Below are 22,888 nucleotides of genomic sequence, written 5' to 3'. Positions count from 1 at the left end.
GAGAAGGAAAATGAAAGGTAAAAAAATCAGACTGTTTGATGTGATAAATACGATACTTTTGCTGTTGCTTGCATTTGTATGCATTTATCCGCTGTATTATACGGTTATTGCATCTTTTTCTGATTATATTCCGGTGGCAACCGGTAAAGTAAGCTTCTGGCCCATTGACTTTACAACCCTTGCGTATGAGGCGATTCTGGATAATAAAGAAATCTGGCTGGGTTACCGGAATACGATTATCTATACGATACTCGGGACATTGTTCAACCTGTTTCTGACTGTGCCCACAGCTTACGTAATGAGTAAAAAGCGGATGTTTGGCCATACACTGCTCACCTGGTTTTTCCTGATTACCATGTATTTCAGCGGCGGTATGGTTCCGACTTATCTGCTTTACAGGAACCTGAATCTGATCAATAATCCCATGATTATGATTGTCACCGGAGGATTGAGCGTTTATAACATGATTGTGGCCCGTACTTACTTTTCCAGTTCCATACCGGAGAGCCTCTATGAATCTGTGAAGATTGACGGGGGAAGTGAATTTGACCAGTTCTTCCGCATTGCGCTGCCATTGTCAAAACCAGTGGTGGCAGTCATCACACTATATTATGCAGTAGGTCATTGGAACAGCTATTTTAATGCCATGATGTACCTGAGCAATCGAAAATATCATCCGCTGGCGCTTGTGCTTCGCCGGATTCTGATTCTGAATGAGAGTATTGTAAGCGATGACCGGCTGGCTAACATGGACGCCAGGATTCTGGCGGATCTGACCCAGAAAGCCAATATGGCAGTGGTCATGAAATATGCGCTGGTGCTGATTTCCAGTCTTCCGCTGCTGATCGCCTATCCCTTTGTACAGAAATACTTCGTCAAAGGCGTTATGATTGGCTCGGTCAAAGGGTGAGGGAGAAGACAGCGGATTGCGCAGAAAGGGCTGAGATCAGGAACGAAGAAAAGCGGAGGAACAGGGATGATTACAGTATGGGACAAAGATAAAACAGCGGGATTGTATTATGACGGGGAAGAGAATATCTGTATTCGGATGGCGATACAGGATCTGGAAAAGGATCTGGCCAGGGCGGGGGCGCAGAATGTCCGGACCGTGGATCTGCTTCCCACAGACCCGGGCGGGAAACTGCTGATTGGAACGCTGAAGAACAGAAGGTTTGCGGAGTATCTGGAGCGTATGGGAGTCAGCGTTCCGGAAGTGGAGGGAAGCTGGGAACATTATGCCATTCGGACAACAGGAGCGGAAGATGATACGCTTTTGATTGTCGGAAGCGATAATTGCGGAACCATGTGGGGAATTTATACATTCTCGGAGAAGTTCCTGGGAACAGACCCGCTGTATCTGTTTACGGATCATTTTCCCAAAAGGCTGGATTCGCTTCTTCTGGAGAAAATCAATATCACTGACGGACCGGAACACTTCCGCTTCCGCGGCTGGTTTATCAATGATGAGGATCTGATAAAGGGATTTGGCAGAGGCGGAAAGCTGCCGGACGGCTATGACTTCCATGGAGAGTATGCCCGTGTGCTGGAAATGCTGGTGGAGACAGGACTGCGCCTGAAGCAGAATCTGCTGATTCCCTGCTCTCACCTGGATATCTGCAGGCCGGAAGAGGAAGAACTGGTGCTGATTGTGACCCGGCGCGGCATGTATATTTCCATGCACCATCAGGAACCGGTGGGCGTTCACCAGTTTACCATGGACCGCTACTGGAAGGAGCGCGGAATTACAGATATCAATTATTATACATATCGGGAAGAATACGAGCAGCTTTGGAGAGAATATGTCCGCAGATGGTCCCGGTATCAGAATGTGATATGGCAGCTGGGGCTGCGGGGCCGGGGAGACCGGCCGGTATGGTATCAGGAAAATGGAGTCCCGGACAGTATGGAAGAACGGGGAAAGCTGATTTCCGATGCAATCAGACGACAGTATGAGATCGTGAAGGAGGAAAACCCGGGCAGAGAAGTGCTTTGCTCTTCTACTCTGTGGATGGAGGGAATGGAGCTGTACGGAAAAGGGCTGCTTGCCTTTCCGGAGGATGTAATTGTGGTATTTGCCGATTATGCGCCGGAACAGATGCCGGGGCAGGATTACTTTGACACGCCCAGAGAGGCGGGAAGGCACTACGGACTGTACTATCATGTGGCATTCTGGGGCTGCGGTCCGCATCTGGTACAGGGAAATCCGCCGGAGAAGATCGATTATGTCTATCGGAATGTGGTATCCCGGGGAGATAGTGATTATTCGGTGCTGAATGTGGCAAATTTCAGAGAGCATGTTTACAATATCCGCTATGTGGCGGAGCTGACCTGGAATGTGGAGTGTTACCATCCGGATACCTATTGTGAAGAATGGTGCAGACAGGAGTTTCAGACGAAAAATCCGGCCCGGCTTCAGGATATTTACAGGGAATATTATCAATGCTTTTATGAAATGTCCGGCGAGAAGATTTCGGGACAGATGCTCTTCATGGATGGCATGACGCGCAGGGTGGCCGTGAAGCTGATGGAGCTGATACAGGGAAAGCCGTTTACACAGGCTGATATCCAGAACAGGAGACTGTTTGACTTCCAAAATGCAGAGGATTTCATCGCATATTATCGGCATGCCTCCGAAGAAGGGAGCAGGCGTTTCGGAAAGCTGCACGAGAAGGCTGTGATGGCATTGTGCACAATAACGGAAGAGAGAAGACAGTTTTACATTTCTCATATGATTGTACAGATTGAGATTATGATGGGGCTGTATGACTGGGTTCTTGCCTTAAGTTATGCGGCGGAAGACCGGTTGGGAGAGCGCAGTGAGAAAAAGTATGAGAGCTTTATTGATGCTGCGGTCCGTGCATTGTCCAGACTCTGCATTGACAGGCAGAAGGCTCTGACAGGGAAATGGGAGCACTGGTATGATAATGATGCGCTGATGAATCTTGAAGAGATGTTAATGACAACAGAACACCTGCGCCCGGGAGCGGCGGAAAGGGGATAACGGATTCCGGTTTCCCGAAGTGGCCTGCCGGAAATAGAAGCAGGAAGACATTGACGGGGAAATGGAAACACTGATATGATAAAATATGTGAATAACTCTGCGGCGCTGTGACACAGCAAAGGGATGAAAGTTGGGAATTTTTCTGAAACCAGAGCAGAGCGAAGGAAGAAGAGAAGGAGAGTTCTATGAAATTGTATAAACGCAAAGAGGAGGATACGGCTCCCGTGGGACAGGCAGATCCTTATATGATTCAGGCAGATGACGGAAGATATTATCTGTATGCTACCGGCCCTGACGGGGCTTCGCTTTTTTCCAGCGATTCGTTGCTGGACGGATGGGAATATGAGGGGGAATGTCTGGATATGACCGGACAGAAAAGCTGCTGGGCGCCCTCTGTGATTTATATGGAAGGAAAATATTATATGTATTATTCCAGTCTGGATGAGGACGCGGAGAGTGAACATCAGCAGACTCTGCGGGTTGCAGTATCAGATTCTCCCCGGGGGCCGTTTCAGATGGTGAAAAAGCTGGCAGCACCCTTTTCCATAGACCCGCATGTGGTTATAAACGATTCCGGAATCTATCATTTCTATTGCAGGAATGTGCTGGACGCAGAGCGTGTGGGTACATATATATTCTGTGACAGAATGACGGACCCGCTTACTATGGAAGGGAATCCGGTATGTGTGGTAAAGCCCACGCTGGACGAAGAGATTTATATGAAGGACCGGTTCAGAAAAGGGGAAGACTGGTACACGGTGGAAGGCGCGTTTTACTTTCATATGGGACAGACACATTTCCTGATGTTCTCGGGGGCGAATTATACGAATCCTACTTATTTCATCGGATACTGTGTGGCCCACGGTCCGGAGGATGCGGATCTCAGGACGCTGGACTGGAAAAAGTACCCGGACGAACATACCTATGCGCCTTTGCTGTGCAACACGGATTTCATTGAGGGTATGGGGCATAACAGTGTGATTTTTGACAGCGGTGAATGCTATATTGTCTACCATGGCAGAGATTTGAGAGATGTGGGAACCGCCGGAGATGCACGTTCCGCAAGAATTGACAAAATGAGTATAAACGGAGATGTACTGGAGGTCAGTCTTACAAGATAATGAGAAAACAGCTGTTTCCTGCCATATTTATGTGAGGAAAATCACTATATAGTTGACAAATTATCAAAAGTGGAATACAATACATCAGGGCAGGCGGAGAATGAAACCATCCGCATGTTCATATATATAGATGATTTCAATGTTTGAGAAAGGAAGTGGGCTATTATGGCAGGAAGGAAATCTACAAAACCTGCGGCGAAAGCTGTGGAAACAGCAGAGGTTGAAGCTATGAATCCTAAGACAGAAGAGATAAAAGCAGAAGAAAAAGTAGCAGAACCCAAAGCGACAGAGGTTAAGGATGCGGAAGTGAAGGCGGCTAAAAAGGCACCTGCAAAGAAGGCGGCAGTTAAGACGGAAACAGTGAAAAAGGAAACGGCAAAGAAGGCACCGGCCAAAACGGCTGTAAAGAAAGTCGAGCAGAAGTGCGAGATGCATATTCAGTATGCGGGTAAGTCTTATTCCCAGGAGGATCTGGTGAAGATTGCCAAAGACGTATGGAAATACGACCTGAAGCGCAAGGTCGGAGAACTGAACACTGTGGAGCTTTATGTAAAACCGGAAGAGAACAAGGCTTACTATGTAATGAACGGTGAATTTACCGGGAGCTTTGACATCTGAAACTGTGATGAAAAAAGGAACATAAAAGAGAGCAGCATCCATACCGGCACGGGAGTGCGGGACACAGGATGCTGTTTTTTAATGGAAGAATTATGATTTAGAATTTTTTTAGAATTATTTTTGGGGAAATTGGTTGACAATGAATAAGGTAAGTGATATTTTATGGTTAACGATGTTAGCACTCCCTGCAAATGAGTGCTAATAACAAAAGGGAGGAAGCCTGGATGGAGCTGGATGAGAGAAAAAAGAAAATCCTGCAGGCTGTCATCCGCAATTACCTGGAGACAGGGGAACCGGTTGGCAGCAGAACCATTTCCAAGTATACCGACCTGAACCTGAGTTCTGCCACCATTCGAAACGAGATGGCTGATCTGGAGGAGATGGGATACATTTTTCAGCCTCATACCTCCGCAGGCCGGATCCCTTCCGATAAAGGATATCGCCTCTATGTGGATACCATGATGGAAGAGAAAGAGCGGGAAGTGGTGGAGATGAAGGAGATGCTGGTGGAGCGTCAGGACAAGATGGAGACGCTGCTGAAGCAGGTGGCCAGAGTACTGGCACAGAATACCCAGTATGCCACCATGATTTCCGCACCGCAGACGAAACGCAGCAAGCTGAAATTCATCCAGCTTTCCCGGGTGGATGCCCGTCAGCTGCTGGCAGTGATTGTGATAGAGGGAAATGTAATTAAGAACAACATTCTCTCTGTGGAGCAGGAGCTGGATGACGAGACGCTGCTGAAGCTGAATATTCTGCTGAATACACATCTGAACGGTCTGGCCATCGATGAAATCAATCTGGCCATGATAGCGGTCATAAAGCAGCAGGCAGGAATTCACAGTCATCTGGTCAGCGAGGTGATTGATGCGGTGGCCGAGGCCATCAGAGCTGAGGAAGATCTGGAGATTTACACCAGCGGAACCAATAATATATTCCGTTATCCCGAGCTGGCAGATCAGCAGAAAGCAAGCGAGCTGATCAATACTTTTGAAGAAAAGCAGCTGCTGGGAGAGCTTCTTCAGGAGACGCATACGGGAACTGAGGAGACGGGGATTCAGGTCTATATAGGGGCGGAGACGCCGGTAAAGAGCATGAAGGATTGCAGCGTGGTCACGGCAACCTATGAACTGGGCGGAGGCATGAAGGGGACCATCGGCATTGTGGGCCCGAAAAGAATGGATTATGACAAGGTAGTGGTTACGCTGAAAACCATACAGACACAGCTCGATGAGCTTTACAGGGCTGAAACTTAAGAAAGGAATGGAGCAGGGAACAGGAATATGGCAGATCAGGAACGTGGAACAGAAATAGAAAAAGAGCAGGAGATGGCACAGCCGGAGACGGAGGAAGTAAATAAGGAAGAAACGGCCAAAACGCAGAGTCCGGAAGAGGATACCGGGCAGGAAGAGCAGACGGCGGACAACGGCGGAGACGAAGAAGAGCAGGGACCGCCGGAGGGAGAGGATCCCAAAACCTGGGCGGAGAAAAGAGCTGCGAAAAAGCAGGCGAAGCTGGATAAGAAAGCACAGGGCTATAAGGACCAGATTGAGCTGCTGGAAGATAAGGTGAAACGTCAGCTGGCCGAGTTTGAGAATTTCAGAAATCGGACGGAAAAAGAAAAGCATGCCATGTTCGAGACAGGAGCGAAGAGCGTCGTTGAGAAGATACTTCCTGTGGTGGACAATTTTGAGAGAGGTCTGGCCACAGTGCCGGAGGATAAGAAAGAAGATCCGTTTGTGGACGGGATGATGCACGTTTATAAGCAGCTGCTTACCGAACTGGAAAACCTCGGCGTGAAACCTATCGAGGCCGTTGGTCAGGAATTTGATCCCAACCTTCACAATGCGGTGATGCAGGTAGAGAGCGAAGAGTATGAAAGCGGTACGGTGGCCCAGGAGCTGCAGAAAGGATATACCTACAGGGACAGTGTAGTGCGGCATTCCATGGTGGCCGTAGTAGAGTGAAAAAAGAGCAGGGCAGTAGAAAATAATTCAGATAGAAGAAGAACAAATTCAGGAGGATATAAAAATGAGCAAGATCATCGGTATTGACTTAGGTACGACAAACAGCTGTGTGGCAGTGATGGAAGGTGGAAAACCTACTGTCATCGCAAATGCGGAGGGCGCGAGAACGACTCCTTCTGTAGTGGCTTTTACGAAAACAGGTGAGAGACTGGTAGGTGAGCCGGCAAAGCGCCAGGCTGTAACCAATGCAGAGAAGACGATTGCTTCCATCAAGAGAGATATGGGTACGGATAACGGCCGTTCCGTCGATGGCAAAAAATATTCACCGCAGCAGATTTCCGCTATGATTCTTCAGAAGCTGAAGGCAGATGCGGAGAGCTATCTGGGTGAGAAGGTAGCGGAAGCGGTTATTACGGTTCCGGCCTACTTCAATGATGCTCAGCGTCAGGCTACCAAGGATGCGGGTAAGATTGCAGGTCTTGAAGTAAAGCGTATCATCAATGAGCCCACAGCGGCGGCGCTGGCTTACGGCCTGGATAATGAAAAAGAGCAGAAGATCATGGTCTATGACCTGGGCGGCGGAACCTTTGATGTCTCCATCATTGAAATCGGCGACGGTGTTATAGAAGTTCTGGCGACGAACGGTGATACACATCTGGGCGGCGATGACTTTGACAACAAGGTGATTCAGTGGATGCTTTCCGAGTTCAAGAAGGCGGAAGGCGTGGACCTTTCCAATGATAAAATGGCTATGCAGAGACTGAAGGAGGCGGCCGAGAAAGCGAAGAAAGAGCTTTCCAGCGCCATGACAACCAACATCAACCTTCCTTTTATCACAGCAACGGCAGAAGGGCCGAAACATTTTGACATGAACCTGAGCCGCGCGCAGTTTGACGAGCTGACCCATGACCTGGTGGAGAAGACGGCCATTCCCGTTCAGAACGCCATGAAGGATGCGGGGCTGACCAATTCGGATCTGGGTCAGGTGCTTCTGGTAGGCGGTTCCACCCGTATTCCTGCGGTGCAGGATAAGGTGAGACAGCTGACCGGCAAGGAGCCCGGAAAGTCCCTGAATCCGGATGAGTGCGTGGCAATCGGCGCTTCCGTACAGGGCGGAAAGCTGGCCGGCGATGCGGGCGCAGGGGATATCCTGCTTCTGGATGTAACGCCGCTGTCCCTGTCCATTGAGACCATGGGCGGTGTGGCCACCAGATTGATCGAGAGAAATACTACCATCCCTACAAAGCACAGCCAGATATTCTCCACAGCAGCAGATAATCAGACAGCAGTGGATATCAATGTGGTACAGGGTGAGAGACAGTTTGCCAGAGATAACAAATCTCTTGGACAGTTCCGTCTGGATGGAATTCCGCCTGCAAGGAGAGGCGTACCTCAGATTGAAGTTACTTTCGATATTGATGCCAACGGCATTGTGAATGTATCTGCAAAGGATCTGGGAACCGGTAAGGAACAGCATATCACCATTACGGCAGGCTCCAATATGTCTGATGACGAGATTGAGAGAGCAGTAAAGGAAGCCGCGGAGTTCGAAGCACAGGACAAGAAGAGAAAGGAAGCCATAGAGGCCAGAAATGAAGCCGATTCCTTTGTCTTCCAGACGGAAAAGGCGCTGGGAGAAGTTGGAGATAAGATCAGCGACAGTGAGAAATCAGCAGTTCAGGCCGAGCTGGATGCAGTGAAAGCCATCCTGGAGCGGACGAAAGACCAGGAAATGACCGACAGCGATGTGGATGAGCTGAAAGCGGCAAAGGAGAAGCTGATGAACAGTGCGCAGAGCCTGTTTACCAAGATGTACGAGAATATGCAGCAGGCTCAGGGCGGTGCAGCAGGTCCGGATATGGGCGGTGATATGGGTGCCGGAAGCGGTTCCGCTCCCGAGGACGATGTAATAGACGGAGATTTCCGCGAGGTATAAGGCTTGAACGGTGCCGCAGCTGCGGCGCCGTTTCGCCGGTTGTGGAATTTCCAGGGACTGCGCTGCATTTCCATGCATGGCAGTCCCCGGCTTTTATGCAAAATGGGAAGAGTTGAGCTTCCGCACAATTCTTCAGGGGGAAACGGGATTACCGGAGAGGCAAATCCGGTTTGTAATAAAGGTTGAAAAACAGCGGGAAATGTGATAATTTAGTATAGCGTGAGGATGATTTCCCGATAGTGGAATTTTGAATCCATATAGAAGAACGAAGCACAAACATGAGGTGTTACTATGGCAGAGCAGAAACGGGACTATTACGAAGTCCTTGGAGTGGATAAAGGCGCAGATGATGCTGCAATCAAAAAAGCATATCGTGTTCTGGCGAAAAAATATCATCCGGACATGAATCCCGGCGATGCGGAAGCAGAGAAGAAGTTTAAAGAAGCTTCAGAAGCGTATGCCGTGTTAAGCGATCCGGATAAAAGACGCCAATATGATCAGTTTGGCCATGCTGCTTTTGAAGGCGGTATGGGCGGCGGAGGCGGTTTCGATTTCAGCGGAACAGATTTCGGTGATATTTTTGGTGATATATTCGGTGATCTCTTTGGAGGCGGGCGAAGCAGATCCAGAAGTAATGGGCCTATGAAGGGGGCAAATCTTCGAACCAGTGTCAGGATTACTTTTGAAGAAGCTGTCTTTGGCTGTAAGAAAGAGATAGAATTGAATGTGAAGGAAACCTGTAAGACCTGTAACGGTTCCGGGGCGAAGCCGGGAAGTAACCCGGAGACCTGTTCCAAGTGCGGCGGTAAGGGGCAGGTGGTATTCACACAGCAGTCGCTTTTCGGAACGGTTCGGAATGTACAGACCTGTCCGGATTGTCAGGGCAGCGGCAAGATTATACGGGATAAATGTGCAGATTGCCGGGGAACAGGATATATATCCATGAAAAAACGGTATTCCGTGGATATTCCTGCAGGTATTGATAATGGTCAGTCCACCAGGATGCCTGGTCTGGGAGAGCCGGGAATCAACGGTGGTCCCAGAGGAGATGTGCTGATTGAAGTGATTGTGGGACGACATCCGATTTTTCAGCGTCAGGATTTCGACATCTATTCTACAGTTCCGGTATCTTTTGCGGTAGCGGCGCTGGGCGGAGAGATTCTCATTGACACGGTGGACGGCAAGGTCATTTATGATGTAAAGGCAGGGACACAGACGGATACCAGAATTCGTCTGCGCGGCAAAGGTGTGCCCTCCTGGAGAAACAGGGATGTCCGCGGTGACCACTATGTAACCCTGGTGGTTCAGGTACCTGACCGGCTAAAGCCGGAGGCGAAGGAACTACTTCGCCAGTTTGACGAACTGACAGGGAACTCGCTGAATGCGGCGAAGGCAGCGTCGGAGCAGGATCATTCCGGTGAGACCAAGGAAAATGCCAAAGAAGGAAAAAAGAAAAAATTTTGGAAATGATGCCAGCTGCATGGACTCCGGGGGAAACTCCGGAGTTTTTAATGTACTTTTGCTGCCTGTGAGCTGCACTATTGACAGAAAAGTACGAAACTATGCGAATAATAGGAAAAAATTCACATCAAGGCTTGCGAATTGCGGAATAAAATTGTATACTGTTAAACAAGATATTTGTCTGACTGTATTATATTAAGAAGAAAGGGAATTTCATGGCTCTGTTAAGTGTAATTGTGCCTTGTTATAACGAGGAGGAGAATGTAGCTCTTTTCTATAGGGAACTTCTGAAGGTACATCCCTTTTTTTCCGAAAATGATATAGAGTTGGAGCTGCTGTATATTGATGACGGTTCCGTAGACAAAACAGCATCAGAAGTGAAGAAGCTTCGGGAAGAAGACGACAGGGTACATCTGATTTCCTTTTCCAGGAACTTTGGAAAAGAAGCGGCCATGTATGCGGGTCTGGAGAATTCGAAGGGTGATTATGTGGTGATGATGGATGTGGACCTGCAGGACCCTCCTTCATTATTGCCGGAAATGTTTTCCTATATGCGGGAAGGCTATGATTCTGTGGCTACCAGAAGGGTATCCAGAAAAGGGGAACCTCCCGTGAGAAGCTTTTTTGCCAGGGCGTTCTACCGTCTGATGAAGAAGATCTCGCGGACGGAGATTATGGATGGAGCAAGGGACTATCGTCTGATGACCAGGCAGATGGCAGATGCTATTCTCTCCATGCAGGAATACAATCGGTTCACCAAAGGGATATTCGGATGGGTAGGTTTTCAGACGAAATGGCTGGAATATGAGAATGTGGAACGGGCAAAGGGAGAGACCAAGTGGAATTTCTGGAAACTGTTTCTGTATTCGCTGGATGGAATTGCTGCTTTTTCCACAGTTCCGCTGATGCTTGCATCGGTAATGGGTGTGTTTTTTTGTGTGGTGGCGTTTCTGATGATTATTTTTATCATCGTCCGTAAACTGATCTTCGGGGATCCTGTATCGGGTTGGCCCTCTCTTGTGTGTATTATTCTGATGACCAGCGGAGTACAGTTCTTCTGTACGGGAATTTTGGGGCAATATCTGGCAAAAACATATATGGAGGTAAAAAAACGGCCTATTTATCTGGTGCGTGAAAAATTTTGACATATATGGATCTTTCTATATATGTTCTCGCAGCAAAGAAGCAGCAATCAACATAAGGAAGGGGAATTCATATGGAGATTACTGCTATAAAGGATTGTGAATTGGAAAGGTATATTACAGATATCATGTTGGATATAGGAGTACCGGCACATCTAAAAGGGTATCACTATCTCCGGGATGCCATTCTACTGACCGGAAGGAATATGGAAGTGGTGACCAGTGTGACAAAGCTTCTTTATCCAACGATTGCCAGAAGATTCAAGACTACTGATCAGAAGGTAGAGCGAGCCATTCGTAATGCAATAGAGGTATCATGGAGCAGAGGAAATGTGGAAACGTTCGAGAAAGTATTCGGATATTCCGCATTATCAGGAAGACCCAGACCTACAAACAGCGAATACATAGCCCGCATTGCTGATAAAGTGCGGCTTGATTTTAAGGCCATGTAAGATATACAAAAGATGAAATAGGAGACAAATGTGCTTCTTACTGCGAGAATAAAGCAGCCGGGTTAAAATCCGGCTGCTTTTGTAGACTTAATGAAATAATTGTGTTACAATGCACGTATGCATTATGGAACAGGGGAATATTGGCAATAAAATCGGAAGAGGGCAGGGAAAAGGCCCCGGATAAAGAGGGAGTCAGGATGAAGGGAAATTATCTCGGTGATTATCTGATTATGGGAATCATTAGTATCATCGGACTGGCTGAGGTCGTACATCTGGCGGCAATGTTTCTGGGATTGCCTTTCGGCAGATGCGCCATGCTTTGGGGAGGCCTGTCAGGCACTGCAGTTTTGGCCGTGGCGGGTATGTTTTTTTATCATTGGAAAAAAGGCAGCAGAAATCCTGAAAAAGTGGAAAAAAGAAATGCCCTGGAGGGTATTTTATTTCTTGTATTTGCAATATTGGTAATATCACAGCTTATATTTGTGTGCACAGGAAATACCGCCTGTCGTGAAGGTGACATGACACTGGAGACGGTAAAAAGCTTTCTTGCCGCGGACGGCATATACCGGATAAATCCTATGACCGGTGCAGCATACACTGCAGGAATGCCGTTCAGATTGAAAATATTGTGTCTGCCCACATTGTATGCCTGTATCTGCAGGATAACAGGATTAAGCCCTGATTTTGTGGTCAGAATCCTGATTCCCGTTATTGTTCTTGTGAGTTGTTATGCGTCGTTTGGTGTATTGGCCTGCAGTCTCTTTCCGGCGGAGGAGACGGTATCCGGCAGGAAGAGAGCCTGCTTCCTGGCGGCCGCGGCGCTGATTATGTGGGTGGGAACTTATCGGTATGGAATGGATGGGTTTCAGCTGCTGTACTGCGGATGGAGAGGTGTAACCATTCGCAACTGTGTACTGCTTCCCTGGTTATTATCCCTCTGCATTCGGGGGAAATGGATGTCTGCAGTGCTGTGTATTCTGGCGGAAGCCTGCATGGTCTGGACACTGTATGGCTGTGGCTGGTGCCTTTTCGCAGCTCTTGGAATGGCTGCGGCGGGACTGTATCGCCGGAAGCGTGCGGAGAAAAGCCTGCGGGAAAGGTAGATTATGTATATGACGGAACTGTTGAGAAATGCATGGATGGGATGGCAGGATTATACGGAGGACGGGAAGCTGGTGGCTTTGCTGCTGGCAGTTCTGTTGTTTTTATGGCTGACTGGAAAGGGGAAGAAGCAGGGGACCCTGGTGCTTTATTCGTCCCTGGCGGTATTTTGCTGTATATTGCCCGTTCCTGCGGTATTTCTGATGCTGTATCAGACAAAATTTTATGATTATGAATGGATTTGGAGTATGGTGCCGCTGACGGCGGTAATCGCTTATGGAATTGCTGTTTTCTGGGCAGAATATTGTGGAGAATACAAAAACGGCAACTGGGGGAAAAGTGTACCGCTGACTATGTTGTTGCTGCTGACGATGCTGCTGTGTGCAAATCCAGGCAGAATGTTGTCTGACAGCAGGGAAACGAAAGTGGAAAAGCAGCAGGCGCAGGAAGTATTGCAGCTGCTTTTGGCAGCTGTACCGGAGAGCGGCGTCTGTCTCTGGGCACCCCGGGAGATTATGGAATATGCCAGGGAGACGGACGCAGCGTTCAGGCTTCCTTACGGCAGGAATATGTGGGATGCTTCTCTGAACGCCTATGCATATGATATCTATGATGAAGAGACAGGCTTATTATATCAGTGGATGACGCAGGCAGAGGCAGCCGAAGGCGTAAATGCGGAAACAGAGTCCGGGGAGAAGACGATCACTGTGGAGGAAGCGGTGGTTTACGCTTTGAGAGCAGGAGTGGACTGTGTTCTGCTTCCGGATGAAGTGGCGCCGGAGGTGATAAGACGCATGGAGGCGGCATTGGGAGTGGAAGCGCAGCCCCTGAAGGACTACTATCTGTTTGCCTGTTATGAGTGACGGACTGCCGATAAGCTCAAATGAAAGAATTGACGGAGATACGAGAGTCGAACGGCTGCAGGTTCGGAGATACGGGAAGGATTTCTATGGATGAACTGGTCAGTATTATAGTACCTGTATATAATGTGGAAAAATATATTACAGAAACTTTGGACTGTGTGGAGGCACAGACCTGTCCGTACTGGGAGCTGCTTCTGGTGGAGGATGGCAGCGGAGACGGAACTGTGGAGAAGATAAGAGATTATCTGGAACAGCGAAAGGACCCGAGAATCCGGGTGATTCATCAGCCTTCCAACGGAGGCGCCGCACGGGCCAGGAACCGTGGACTGCAGGAGGCGAAGGGCAGATATATCGCCTATCTGGATGCCGATGATCTGTGGATGCCGGAAAAGCTGGAACGGGAACTGGCATTTCTGAAGGAAAAGAATGCTGCGTTTGCTTTTACCGGATATGAATTTGCAGATGAAAACGGCCGGGGAACCGGAAAGGTGGTGCATGTGCCTGAGACTTTGAGTTACAGGCAGGCTTTGAGTAATACGACAATTTTTACCACCACGGTGATGTTCGACACAGAGAAGATTGACAGAAAGCTGCTGGAGATGCCTGTAATGAAGAGCGAGGATACGGCACTGTGGTTTCGTGTGCTGCGCAGCGGCTACACAGCCTACGGGCTGGATGAGAATCTGGTGAGATACCGTCGGGCGGGGAAGAGCCTTTCTTCCAATAAGCTGGAAGCACTTCGACGTATCTGGAATCTGTACCGTCGGGCGGAAGGACTGAATCCTGTGCGCAGCGCATATCATTTTTTCTTCTGGGCGATACGGGCTGTGAAGAGAAGAGTGTAGTCCGGGGACGGATGTTTTGAGACGGAGAGTTAATCAGGAGGACCCTGCTTTGAATGCAGACAGGAACGAAAGAAAACTAAGACAACGGGAAAGTCTGAAACGACTGGTGAATTTATGCCTGTCCGGGATATGTCTGGGGCTGGAGGCAGGTGTGTTCGCCTACTGCTGGATGAATCATTTTCGGTACAGTATCATAGAAGAAGTCTGGAGGCAATTGTGGTTCAAGGGGAATATGCTGGAAATAGCCATATATGCGGTAATTCTGGTATTTCTGTCCTCCATGTACGGAGGACTGCGCCTGGGGTATCTGAAAAATGTGGAACTGATTTTTTCCCAGATATTTGCTACTTTAATCGCCAATATCCTGATTTACTGCGAACTGTCCGTTATGGCCACACAGCTGTTTGTCCCGGATGTATTTATAACAATGATGTTTTACCAGACAATTATTGTGATGGTGTATATCAATGCGGCAAACCGTATTTATCGCTTTATTTTTCCGCCGCGCAGACTGCTTCTGGTCTATGGTGACAGGCCTACGAACGGAATCTACAGCAAATTCGAGAGCCGCAGAGACAAATATATCATAACAGGAGCTGTTCATGTGCGGGAAGGCTTTGACGCGCTCTGTGCAGCTATTTTGCGGGCCTATGAGGCAGGAGAGTGCAACGCGGTTCTGCTTGGGGACATATCTGTGAAGGACAGAACGCCCCTGATCAAATTCTGCTATGCCAGATCAATTCGATTTTATATGCTGCCTAAGATAACGGATGTGATTCTGATGGGGGCGGAGGAGCTTCATGTGTTTGACAGTCCTCTCCTGCTGACCAGGGAATACAGCCTTACCATGGAACAGCGCTGGATTAAGAGGTGGATGGATATAGTATTTTCATTGGCTCTGCTGGTGATTGCATCTCCCGTTATGCTGCTGGCGGCGATTGCCATCAAGATATATGACGGAGGACCTGTATTGTACAGACAGGTGCGGTGTACCGTGAATCAGAGACATTTTTATATTATGAAGTTCCGCAGTATGAGAACGGATGCGGAGAAGGACGGGGTGGCCAGGCTGGCCCGGAAAAATGACGATCGCATTACTCCCATCGGCAGATTTATCAGAAAGTGCAGAATCGACGAGCTGCCGCAGCTGCTCAATATTCTGAAGGGAGATATGTCCTTTATCGGTCCCAGGCCGGAACGGCCGGAAATTATTGCACAGTATATGGAGGTTATGCCGGAATTTATCTACCGAATGAAGGTGAAGGCAGGGCTGGCCGGTTTTGCCCAGGTATACGGAAAGTATAATACTTCGCCCTATGATAAGCTGAAGCTGGACCTGACTTATATTGAAAATTATTCCGTGTGGCTGGATCTGAAACTGATGTTGCTGACGCTGAAGGTACTGCTCTGGCCTGACAGTACCGAGGGGATTGAGAGCGAACAGATTACGGCGCTGCGGGAAGCGAAACAGAGAAAGCAGGGGAATGAGGAAGAGGAATAGGGTGCAGAATGAGATATTATGGGAAGGAACCTTTTGACTTAAAACTTACGATACTTCGCATGCTGTACAGACTGCCGGTCATAGGGGGACTGACGATTCTGGGAACCCTGCTTTTCGGAGGCGGATATTATGTGAAAAATGTACTGCTGCAGGGGCCGGCTTTCTATCAGGTGGTCTCTGTCTATCGGGTGGAATATGATGTCCAGGATGAGAAGGATGTGGGGCAGGTGTATATCAACCAGGCTACCTGGACGACCTATATCCGATCCGGAATGTTCCTGGAGCATCTGCAGGCTTATCTGGCGGAAGACGGAGAAAGCGGGGTAACAATGAGTGAGCAGGAACTGGCAGAAGCTCTGGGGGCCGATCTGGCGTCGGATCTGAGGATACCGTCCACCATTGTCACCACAGATGACCCGGAGAAGAGTATGCGGATTGCCGCCGGAGTGGAAGCGGTGATGACCGGAGCTCTGGCATCGGAAATCAGGGAGATCAAATCCATCCATGTGGTTGATCCGGGGGACACGGCTGTGGAAGTGGTCCCTGATGTCAGAGTGGGAAGGGCATTGATTCTGAGTGCGGTGCTGTCCTGCTTTTTTGCTGTAATCATTTTCCTGTTGAAGGAGACAGGGGACGACAGTATCTGGCTGCCGGCTTCTCTCTGGAGGAGATATGGGCTGAAGACGGCGGGGACTCCGAAAAGCGGGGAATTTGCCGAAAATATGAAATATTTTTTCCGGGGAGAAGACGGGAAAGGAAAAGGAGGCTCTGTGGCTGTCTGTCCGGTGCAGGAGAAGCTGGATGGGGAGGAAGTGCTGGAGATGCTGAAGGCTTCCTGCCTTGAAACAGTGGGTGAAGGATGGTTTGCTGTGCAGTCTCCTGTCATTTGCCCGGAGGTCTGTGAAAGGCTTCGGGAAGCGGAAGGAATTCTGCTGGCGGTAAAGGCGGGCAGCCATGCAGGGAGGAAGCTGGAGCATGTGCTGGAATACCTGGAGCAGCAGGACTGTAGGGTGACGGCTGCAGTTCTGTGGGGGGCCGACGAAAGACTTATCCGCAGGTATTACCGCCTGCACATTTAAATGTGACAGAGCCGATTTTGGCTGAGGCAGAAGGATACTGACGGGAGACAGAATGAAAAAACGTCGGGTGGTTTACGAAGAGACAGAGGAACAGAAGGGGGAAGGAAATGAGAGTTCAGGTGCTGGCATCAGTTATGAACGAGGAGCCCCGGGAGCTGATTGGCCGGATGCGGCTGGCATCGGACGCAGTGATTATTAATCAGTGTGACAGGCTGGGGGCTGAAGAAATAGAACATGAGGGGTATTTGATAAAATTTTATTCTTTTCCTGACAGAGGTGTAGGCAGAAGCCGAAACGAAGCGATTATGCGGGCAGATGGTGATATCTGCCTTTTTTCCGATGCGGATATTGTATATGAACCGGGGTATGCAGAGGCTGTGGCGGAAGAATTTCGGCGGAATCATGATGCAGATATGATACTTTTTAATGTTACGGTAAATGAAATGCGCAAAACTTACCATATTACGGAGCGAAAGAGAGTGCACTGGTATAATTGCGGCAGATATGGAGCTGTGAGCTTTGCGGTGCGTCGCAGCAGTCTGCTGTCTTCCGGGGTGATGTTCTCTCTGTTGTTCGGGGGCGGAGCAAAGTATAGCAACGGGGAAGACAGCCTGTTCCTGAAGGAATTCATGGACAGGGGATATTCGGTATATACTGCGCCGGTTACCATTGCCCGGGAGACGGAGGGGGAGTCCAGCTGGTTTGAAGGGTATTCCCGGAAATTTTTTCAGGACAGGGGTGTGCTGTATCGATATCTGTACGGCCGGCTGTACGGCATCATGGCGCTGCGCTTCCTGTTGGCTCACAGGGATAAACTGTGCAGAGAGGTACCGCTGAAACAGGCATACAGGTGGATGTGCAGTGCCGCAAAAGAAGGAAAGCGGTCCGAGAGTCTGGAGGGATAGTGCCTATGGAGCGAAGCGCATTGGTTTATGTGGGACTGACGATAGTCACGGCAGCGCTGGGGCTGTGTGTGGATAATGTCGAATATGTGCCGGCCCGGGTGGGAAAGGAAACATATTGGGAGAAGGGAAGCATTTTATGTGAGCGGAGGCTTGCACGGAACCGAATCGCCATATTTGCAGTTTACTGTCTGCTGACAGGAGTGTCGGCATGCCGGATTGCCGTGGGAAATGACTATTGGGTATATCGGTTTAATTTCAACCTGATTGCCCAGAGCCGGCATGTGTCTTCAGAGTTTGGCTTTAATTATATTGTAAAGTGGATTCAGCTATTGTTTGGTTATGACGAATATCTGCCTGTATTCGCCTTTTTTTCGTTGATAACTGTTTTTTTCTTTGTGAAAGCGCTGAGTGACCAGGGAAGCAGATTTGCTTTTTCTCTGTATTTGCTGATGACAGGAGGGTATTATTTTAACAGCCTGAATTCAGTCAGGTATTATCTGGCGCTGGCCATTGCACTTTATGCCATGAAGTATGTACTTCGTGGGGAATATGGAAAATTCGTGTTCTGGATATTGCTGGGAGTCCTGTTCCACAAATCTATTCTGCTTGTGATCCCGGTGTATCTGGCGGCCCGATATCTGGCGGCTGCGCCTTTAAAAAAGTGGCATTATACTGTGGGAGGCATTTTTCTCTGTACACTGATTTTCGGGCAGAATCTGTACCGGGCGGTTATATTCTGGTTCTATCCCTATTATCGGGACTCGGCTTTCGATAATGGGCAACTGTCCTATGCGAATATCCTGAAATGTATCTGTGTGTTGGGGCTGTGTGTGATTTGCTATCGGCGGAGTCTGCGGGAGGATGTGCAGAATCGCTTTTATTTCTTCCTGAATCTGTTCGGGTTGGTTGTGTATTGCTGCGGTTCCTTTATACCGGAGGTGTCCAGAATCGGATATTATCTGATTATTTCGCAGATATTTCTGCTTCCGGGGATTTTGGCACAGATGAAGGCAGGATGGTTGCGGAGGATCTGCCATGTTGGGGTAATCGGTGCTTTTGGGGTGTATTTTGTATTTCTTCTGAGAGAAATGTATGCAGTGGACGTAAGGCTTCTGCCTTATCTGAACTGGATATTTGACTGATGGAAAGGGATCTGGCAGAAGCTGCGATGATTGGGGTTCGTGTGGAGAAGGAGGAAAGAGCGGATGAGGGTTTTGTGGCTGTGTAATATTATTCTGCCTGCGGCGGCAAAGCAGATGGGCGTGGAGGCCTCCAGTAAAGAGGGATGGCTCAGCGGCCTGGCGGATGTGGTGCTGGCCAATCAGAAGAAAAACGGAATCGAGCTTTCCGTGGCTTTTCCCATGGGTAATATCCACACAGATATGGCAGGGGAAGGAATCCACAGAGGACAGGCGGCTCTGGGGGAGGCATCCTTTCAATATTATGGTTTTCCGGAAGATACTCGAAATCCTGAGAAATATGATGAGTCACTGGAACTCGTTCTGAAAAAAATCGTTGATATGGTCAGACCGGATGTGGTTCACTGTTTTGGCACGGAATACCCTCACACATTGGCCATGTGCAGGGTATTGCCGGAAAAAAGGAAATTGTTGGTGGGACTGCAGGGGCTTTGCACTCTGTATGCGCAGGCGTATTTTTCTGATTTGCCGGAGACGGTAATTTACTCTGCCACATTGCGGGACTGTCTGCGGAAGGACACGCTGCGGCAGCAGCAGGAAAAGTTCAGACTCCGGGGAAATATAGAGCGGGAGAGTATACGCCTGGCCGGGAATGTGACCGGACGCACGGAGTGGGACAGGAAGAATGCGGAGAACTGGAATCCCAATGCCTGCTACCGCAAAATGAATGAGACGCTCCGGCCGGAATTTTACGGACCTGTGTGGGCAGAGGAGCAATGCATTCCCCATTCCATTTTCCTCAGTCAGGGAGATTATCCGTTGAAGGGGCTGCATTATATGCTTCTGGCACTGCCGGAAATCCTTGTCCGATATCCGGACGCGAAGGTATATGTGGCGGGAAACAGTCTGGTGAGCTATAAAACCTTAAAGGAAAAGCTGAAAATATCCGCGTACGGAAAGTATCTGAGGAAACTGCTGAGAGCAGGAGCGCTGGAGGAGAAAGTTATCTTCCTGGGTAAGCTGGATGCGGCACAGATGTTGGACAGGTATCTGAAGAGCAGTGTCTTCGTATGCCCTTCAGCGCTGGAGAATTCTCCCAATTCGCTGGGAGAGGCCATGCTTCTGGGGATGCCCTGTGTCAGTGCGGCTGTTGGGGGGATTCCAAGTATCTTTACAGGAGGGGAGGACGGTCTGCTGTATGAAGGACATATTCTGGCAGGAGATGCAGACGGAGCAGAGCCGGAAAGGCGCCGGGAAGGCGCCGGGGATGGACTGAGAGGCAGCAGGCTGGAGAAAATAGCCGGAAATCTCAGAGATGCAGTGCTGGAAATGTGGGGAGATTCGGGAAAAAGGAAACAGTATTGCGAAAATGCCAGAAGACATGCAGTGCGGACACATAACAGGGAAGAAAATTATCGGAGGCTGGTGGAAATATATGAAGACATGTTATAAGCTTGCTTTCGTGTCAAATTACATCAATCATCACCAGATTCCATTCTGCAATGCCATGAACCGGCTTACCGGAGGTAATTTTACCTTTATTCAGACGGAACCCATGGAGGAACAGCGGGTACGTATGGGCTGGAATCAGGAGGACAGGCCGTCTTATGTGAAGTGCTTCTATGAGGAAGAAGCAGCCTGCCGCCGGCTGATTCTGGACTGCGATATGGTGGTGTTCGGCGGGACAGACGAGGAATCCTACATTGTTCCCAGGCTGAAGGAGAGAAAGCCCGTTATCCGTTACAGTGAGAGACTGTATAAGACAGGACAGTGGAAAGCAATTTCTCCCAGAGGTCTGAAAAAGAAGTATCACGATCATACACGTTACCGAAAAGAGCAGGTATACCTGCTCTGTGCAGGTGCGTATGTGGCTTCCGATTTCGGAATTGTCAGAGCCTATCCGGGGAAAAAGTATTGCTGGGGGTATTTCCCGGAGACGAAGCATTATGATGTGGACCGGCTTCTGGCGGAAAAGGGATATGGAAAGGAAAAGGTTCCCTGCCTGCTCTGGGCGGCCCGGATGATTGACTGGAAGCATCCGGAGCTTGCTCTGAAGACGGCAAAGTATCTGAAGGATAAAAAGCTTTCCTTCCATATGAATATTATCGGTGACGGGGAGCTGTACTCTCAAATGGAAGAGATGCTGGAAAGAGATGAACTGGAAGACTGCGTCAGCCTTCTGGGCTATAAAGCTCCCGCCGATGTACGCCGATATATGGAAGAAGCGGACATCTTCCTGTTTACCAGCGACAGACAGGAGGGATGGGGGGCTGTGGCCAACGAGGCTATGAACAGCGCCTGTGCATTGGTGGCGGACCATCTGATCGGAGCTGTCCCTTTTCTGGTGGTGAACGGAGAGAATGGGTTTATCTACAGAGACGGAGATGCAAAGCAGTTGTTTGCCCTGGCGGAGAAGCTGGTAAAGGACAGAGCGCTTTGCAGGAGCGCGGGAAGAAAGGCCTACGCAACGATTGCGGAAGTCTGGAATGCCGAGAATGCGGCGGAGCGGCTGATGGAGCTGATTCGGGGTATCCTGAATCCGGAAGAGGAAATGGCGGGGGATAAAGCTGCCTCAAAGGCTGTGACAGGCAACCTTGAGGGTCAACTGCCTTATACACCCTGTATGCCGGCGCCTGTGCTGGGGGAGAGATACCGCAGGAAATCGTGAAAACTGTGAAAAGGAACGGAGCGGTGAGAACATATGAAGGATACCCCTTTGATTACCGTCATTGTGCCGGTGTATAACATACTTGAATACCTTCCCCGGTGTGTACATTCCATAACGGCCCAGACATATCAGAACCTGGAAATCATTCTGGTGGACGATGGCTCTACGGATGGTACGGGAGCTCTCTGTGATGAGCTGGCAGCAGAGGACAGACGGATTCGAGTCTATCACAAGGAAAACGGGGGCTCCTCCTCTGCGAGAAATCTGGCGCTGAGGTATGCTGCCGGAGAATACGTGGGCTTTGTGGACAGCGACGATTATATTGCCCCCGGCATGTATCAGCGTCTGATGGATGGAATACGGAATTTTTCCGTATCTGCGGCTCAGACAGGAAGGGATGAGATAGATGAAAAGGGAAATGCCCTTCCCAATATATGTGAGCCGCCTGAAGAGCCTGTGGTGATAGAAGACAGACACTTTATGGAAGAGCTGCTTCTCCACAGAGGAGACTGTTCCTTCTGTACGAAATTAATTCGCCGGGATTTATTTCCGGAAGACGGGTTTCCGCCTGACCGGCTGAACGAGGACTTTCACCTTCTGATCAGAATGCTGCCGGAGATGGGAGAAATTCTGTCTCTTCCCGGGCAGGACTACCATGTATTCTACCGGATTGGAAGTAATTCGCGGAAGGCGGACAGGGAAACCTTTTCCCGGGTATATGGAGACAGCGTGGAAAATGCGGATATGGCGGCGGAACTGGTGAAACGCAATTATCCGGAACTGGAGAAAACCGCATTTCGTTTCGGAGTGTTCCAGCGCCTGGAATACCTGCTGCATATTCCCATTTCCCAGATGCGGCGAGACAATGGATTATATATGGAAGTGGTATCTTACCTTAGAAAAAACTGGCTGATGGCCATGAAAAATCCGATTTTGACCGGAAAAAATAAAATTTATCACACGTTATTCGGCATTGCGCCGAAGAAAATAAGACAGTTGCATGCAGCATTGCGGCGGTGAATGCACGAATGGGAAAAACTACCGGGAGACAGTACGAATAAAACGTGTTAATCTGAATTCCGGAAGCAA

20 protein-coding genes are annotated in these 22,888 nt (G+C 49.2%); all 20 read left to right on the top strand.

Annotation, left to right across the window (positions count from 1 at the left end):
* Window positions 1-10 precede the first annotated feature (10 nt).
* The 20 genes from NSB25_RS13965 (at window position 11) to NSB25_RS13870 (ending at window position 22,819) form a co-directional block, all read left to right on the top strand.
* Window positions 11-910, top strand: coding sequence for a carbohydrate ABC transporter permease (locus NSB25_RS13965; protein ID WP_103240260.1), 900 nt, complete (start codon window positions 11-13; stop codon window positions 908-910).
* 66 nt (window positions 911-976) lie between these two features.
* Window positions 977-3,001, top strand: coding sequence for a glycosyl hydrolase 115 family protein (locus tag NSB25_RS13960; protein ID WP_103240259.1), 2,025 nt, complete (start codon window positions 977-979; stop codon window positions 2,999-3,001).
* 185 nt (window positions 3,002-3,186) lie between these two features.
* Window positions 3,187-4,122: a glycoside hydrolase family 43 protein gene (locus NSB25_RS13955; protein ID WP_103240258.1), complete on the top strand. Its 936-nt coding sequence runs from the start codon at window positions 3,187-3,189 to the stop codon at window positions 4,120-4,122.
* 165 nt (window positions 4,123-4,287) lie between these two features.
* Complete coding sequence (locus tag NSB25_RS13950) at window positions 4,288-4,740, top strand: DUF6465 family protein (protein WP_103240257.1); 453 nt, start codon at window positions 4,288-4,290, stop codon at window positions 4,738-4,740.
* Window positions 4,741-4,964: 224 nt separating this feature from the next.
* On the top strand, window positions 4,965-5,996 hold the full coding sequence (gene hrcA, locus NSB25_RS13945) for a heat-inducible transcriptional repressor HrcA (RefSeq protein ID WP_103240256.1): 1,032 nt from the start codon (window positions 4,965-4,967) through the stop codon (window positions 5,994-5,996).
* A gap of 27 nt (window positions 5,997-6,023) precedes the next feature.
* Window positions 6,024-6,707, top strand: a complete 684-nt coding sequence (gene grpE / locus NSB25_RS13940; protein WP_242982451.1) for a nucleotide exchange factor GrpE — start codon at window positions 6,024-6,026, stop codon at window positions 6,705-6,707.
* A gap of 64 nt (window positions 6,708-6,771) precedes the next feature.
* On the top strand, window positions 6,772-8,643 hold the full coding sequence (gene dnaK, locus NSB25_RS13935) for a molecular chaperone DnaK (protein ID WP_103240255.1): 1,872 nt from the start codon (window positions 6,772-6,774) through the stop codon (window positions 8,641-8,643).
* Window positions 8,644-8,934: 291 nt separating this feature from the next.
* Window positions 8,935-10,113: a molecular chaperone DnaJ gene (dnaJ, locus tag NSB25_RS13930; protein WP_103240253.1), complete on the top strand. Its 1,179-nt coding sequence runs from the start codon at window positions 8,935-8,937 to the stop codon at window positions 10,111-10,113.
* Window positions 10,114-10,319: 206 nt separating this feature from the next.
* Window positions 10,320-11,249, top strand: coding sequence for a glycosyltransferase family 2 protein (locus tag NSB25_RS13925; protein WP_103240251.1), 930 nt, complete (start codon window positions 10,320-10,322; stop codon window positions 11,247-11,249).
* A gap of 71 nt (window positions 11,250-11,320) precedes the next feature.
* Window positions 11,321-11,698 carry a sporulation initiation factor Spo0A C-terminal domain-containing protein gene (locus NSB25_RS13920; protein ID WP_103240250.1) on the top strand — a complete coding sequence of 126 codons (378 nt, stop codon included), beginning with the start codon at window positions 11,321-11,323 and terminating at the stop codon, window positions 11,696-11,698.
* A gap of 140 nt (window positions 11,699-11,838) precedes the next feature.
* A complete protein-coding gene (locus NSB25_RS13915) occupies window positions 11,839-12,801 on the top strand; it encodes a DUF6077 domain-containing protein (RefSeq protein WP_103240249.1) in 963 nt (320 codons plus the stop codon).
* Between the two features lie 9 nt (window positions 12,802-12,810).
* Window positions 12,811-13,662 (top strand): hypothetical protein, encoded by an 852-nt coding sequence (locus tag NSB25_RS13910; protein ID WP_146040066.1) that lies wholly within the window; start codon window positions 12,811-12,813, stop codon window positions 13,660-13,662.
* A gap of 86 nt (window positions 13,663-13,748) precedes the next feature.
* The gene (locus NSB25_RS13905; protein WP_103240247.1) at window positions 13,749-14,507 is read left to right on the top strand and encodes a glycosyltransferase family 2 protein; all 759 of its coding nucleotides are present in this window, start codon (window positions 13,749-13,751) and stop codon (window positions 14,505-14,507) included.
* A 49-nt stretch (window positions 14,508-14,556) separates the two neighbouring features.
* The gene (locus NSB25_RS13900; protein ID WP_103240246.1) at window positions 14,557-16,008 is read left to right on the top strand and encodes an exopolysaccharide biosynthesis polyprenyl glycosylphosphotransferase; all 1,452 of its coding nucleotides are present in this window, start codon (window positions 14,557-14,559) and stop codon (window positions 16,006-16,008) included.
* 8 nt (window positions 16,009-16,016) lie between these two features.
* Window positions 16,017-17,087, top strand: a complete 1,071-nt coding sequence (locus NSB25_RS13895) for a YveK family protein (RefSeq protein WP_103240245.1) — start codon at window positions 16,017-16,019, stop codon at window positions 17,085-17,087.
* Between the two features lie 107 nt (window positions 17,088-17,194).
* Complete coding sequence (locus NSB25_RS13890) at window positions 17,195-17,992, top strand: glycosyltransferase family A protein (protein WP_103240244.1); 798 nt, start codon at window positions 17,195-17,197, stop codon at window positions 17,990-17,992.
* 5 nt (window positions 17,993-17,997) lie between these two features.
* On the top strand, window positions 17,998-19,134 hold the full coding sequence (locus NSB25_RS13885) for an EpsG family protein (RefSeq protein WP_103240243.1): 1,137 nt from the start codon (window positions 17,998-18,000) through the stop codon (window positions 19,132-19,134).
* Between the two features lie 63 nt (window positions 19,135-19,197).
* Window positions 19,198-20,583, top strand: a complete 1,386-nt coding sequence (locus NSB25_RS13880) for a glycosyltransferase family 4 protein (RefSeq protein ID WP_103240242.1) — start codon at window positions 19,198-19,200, stop codon at window positions 20,581-20,583.
* Entirely contained in the window at window positions 20,567-21,799 is a 1,233-nt protein-coding gene (locus tag NSB25_RS13875; RefSeq protein WP_172455134.1) for a glycosyltransferase family 4 protein, read from the top strand. The genes NSB25_RS13880 and NSB25_RS13875 overlap by 17 nt, the downstream gene beginning before the upstream one ends.
* Before the next feature lie 33 nt (window positions 21,800-21,832).
* Window positions 21,833-22,819 (top strand): glycosyltransferase family 2 protein, encoded by a 987-nt coding sequence (locus NSB25_RS13870; protein WP_103240240.1) that lies wholly within the window; start codon window positions 21,833-21,835, stop codon window positions 22,817-22,819.
* Window positions 22,820-22,888 lie beyond the last annotated feature (69 nt).

The organism is Acetatifactor muris (assembly GCF_024623325.1).
GTDB lineage: Bacteria > Bacillota > Clostridia > Lachnospirales > Lachnospiraceae > Acetatifactor > Acetatifactor muris.
The sequence above is the reverse complement of the archived record's forward strand: the minus strand, read 5'-3'. Positions and strand labels throughout refer to the sequence as shown.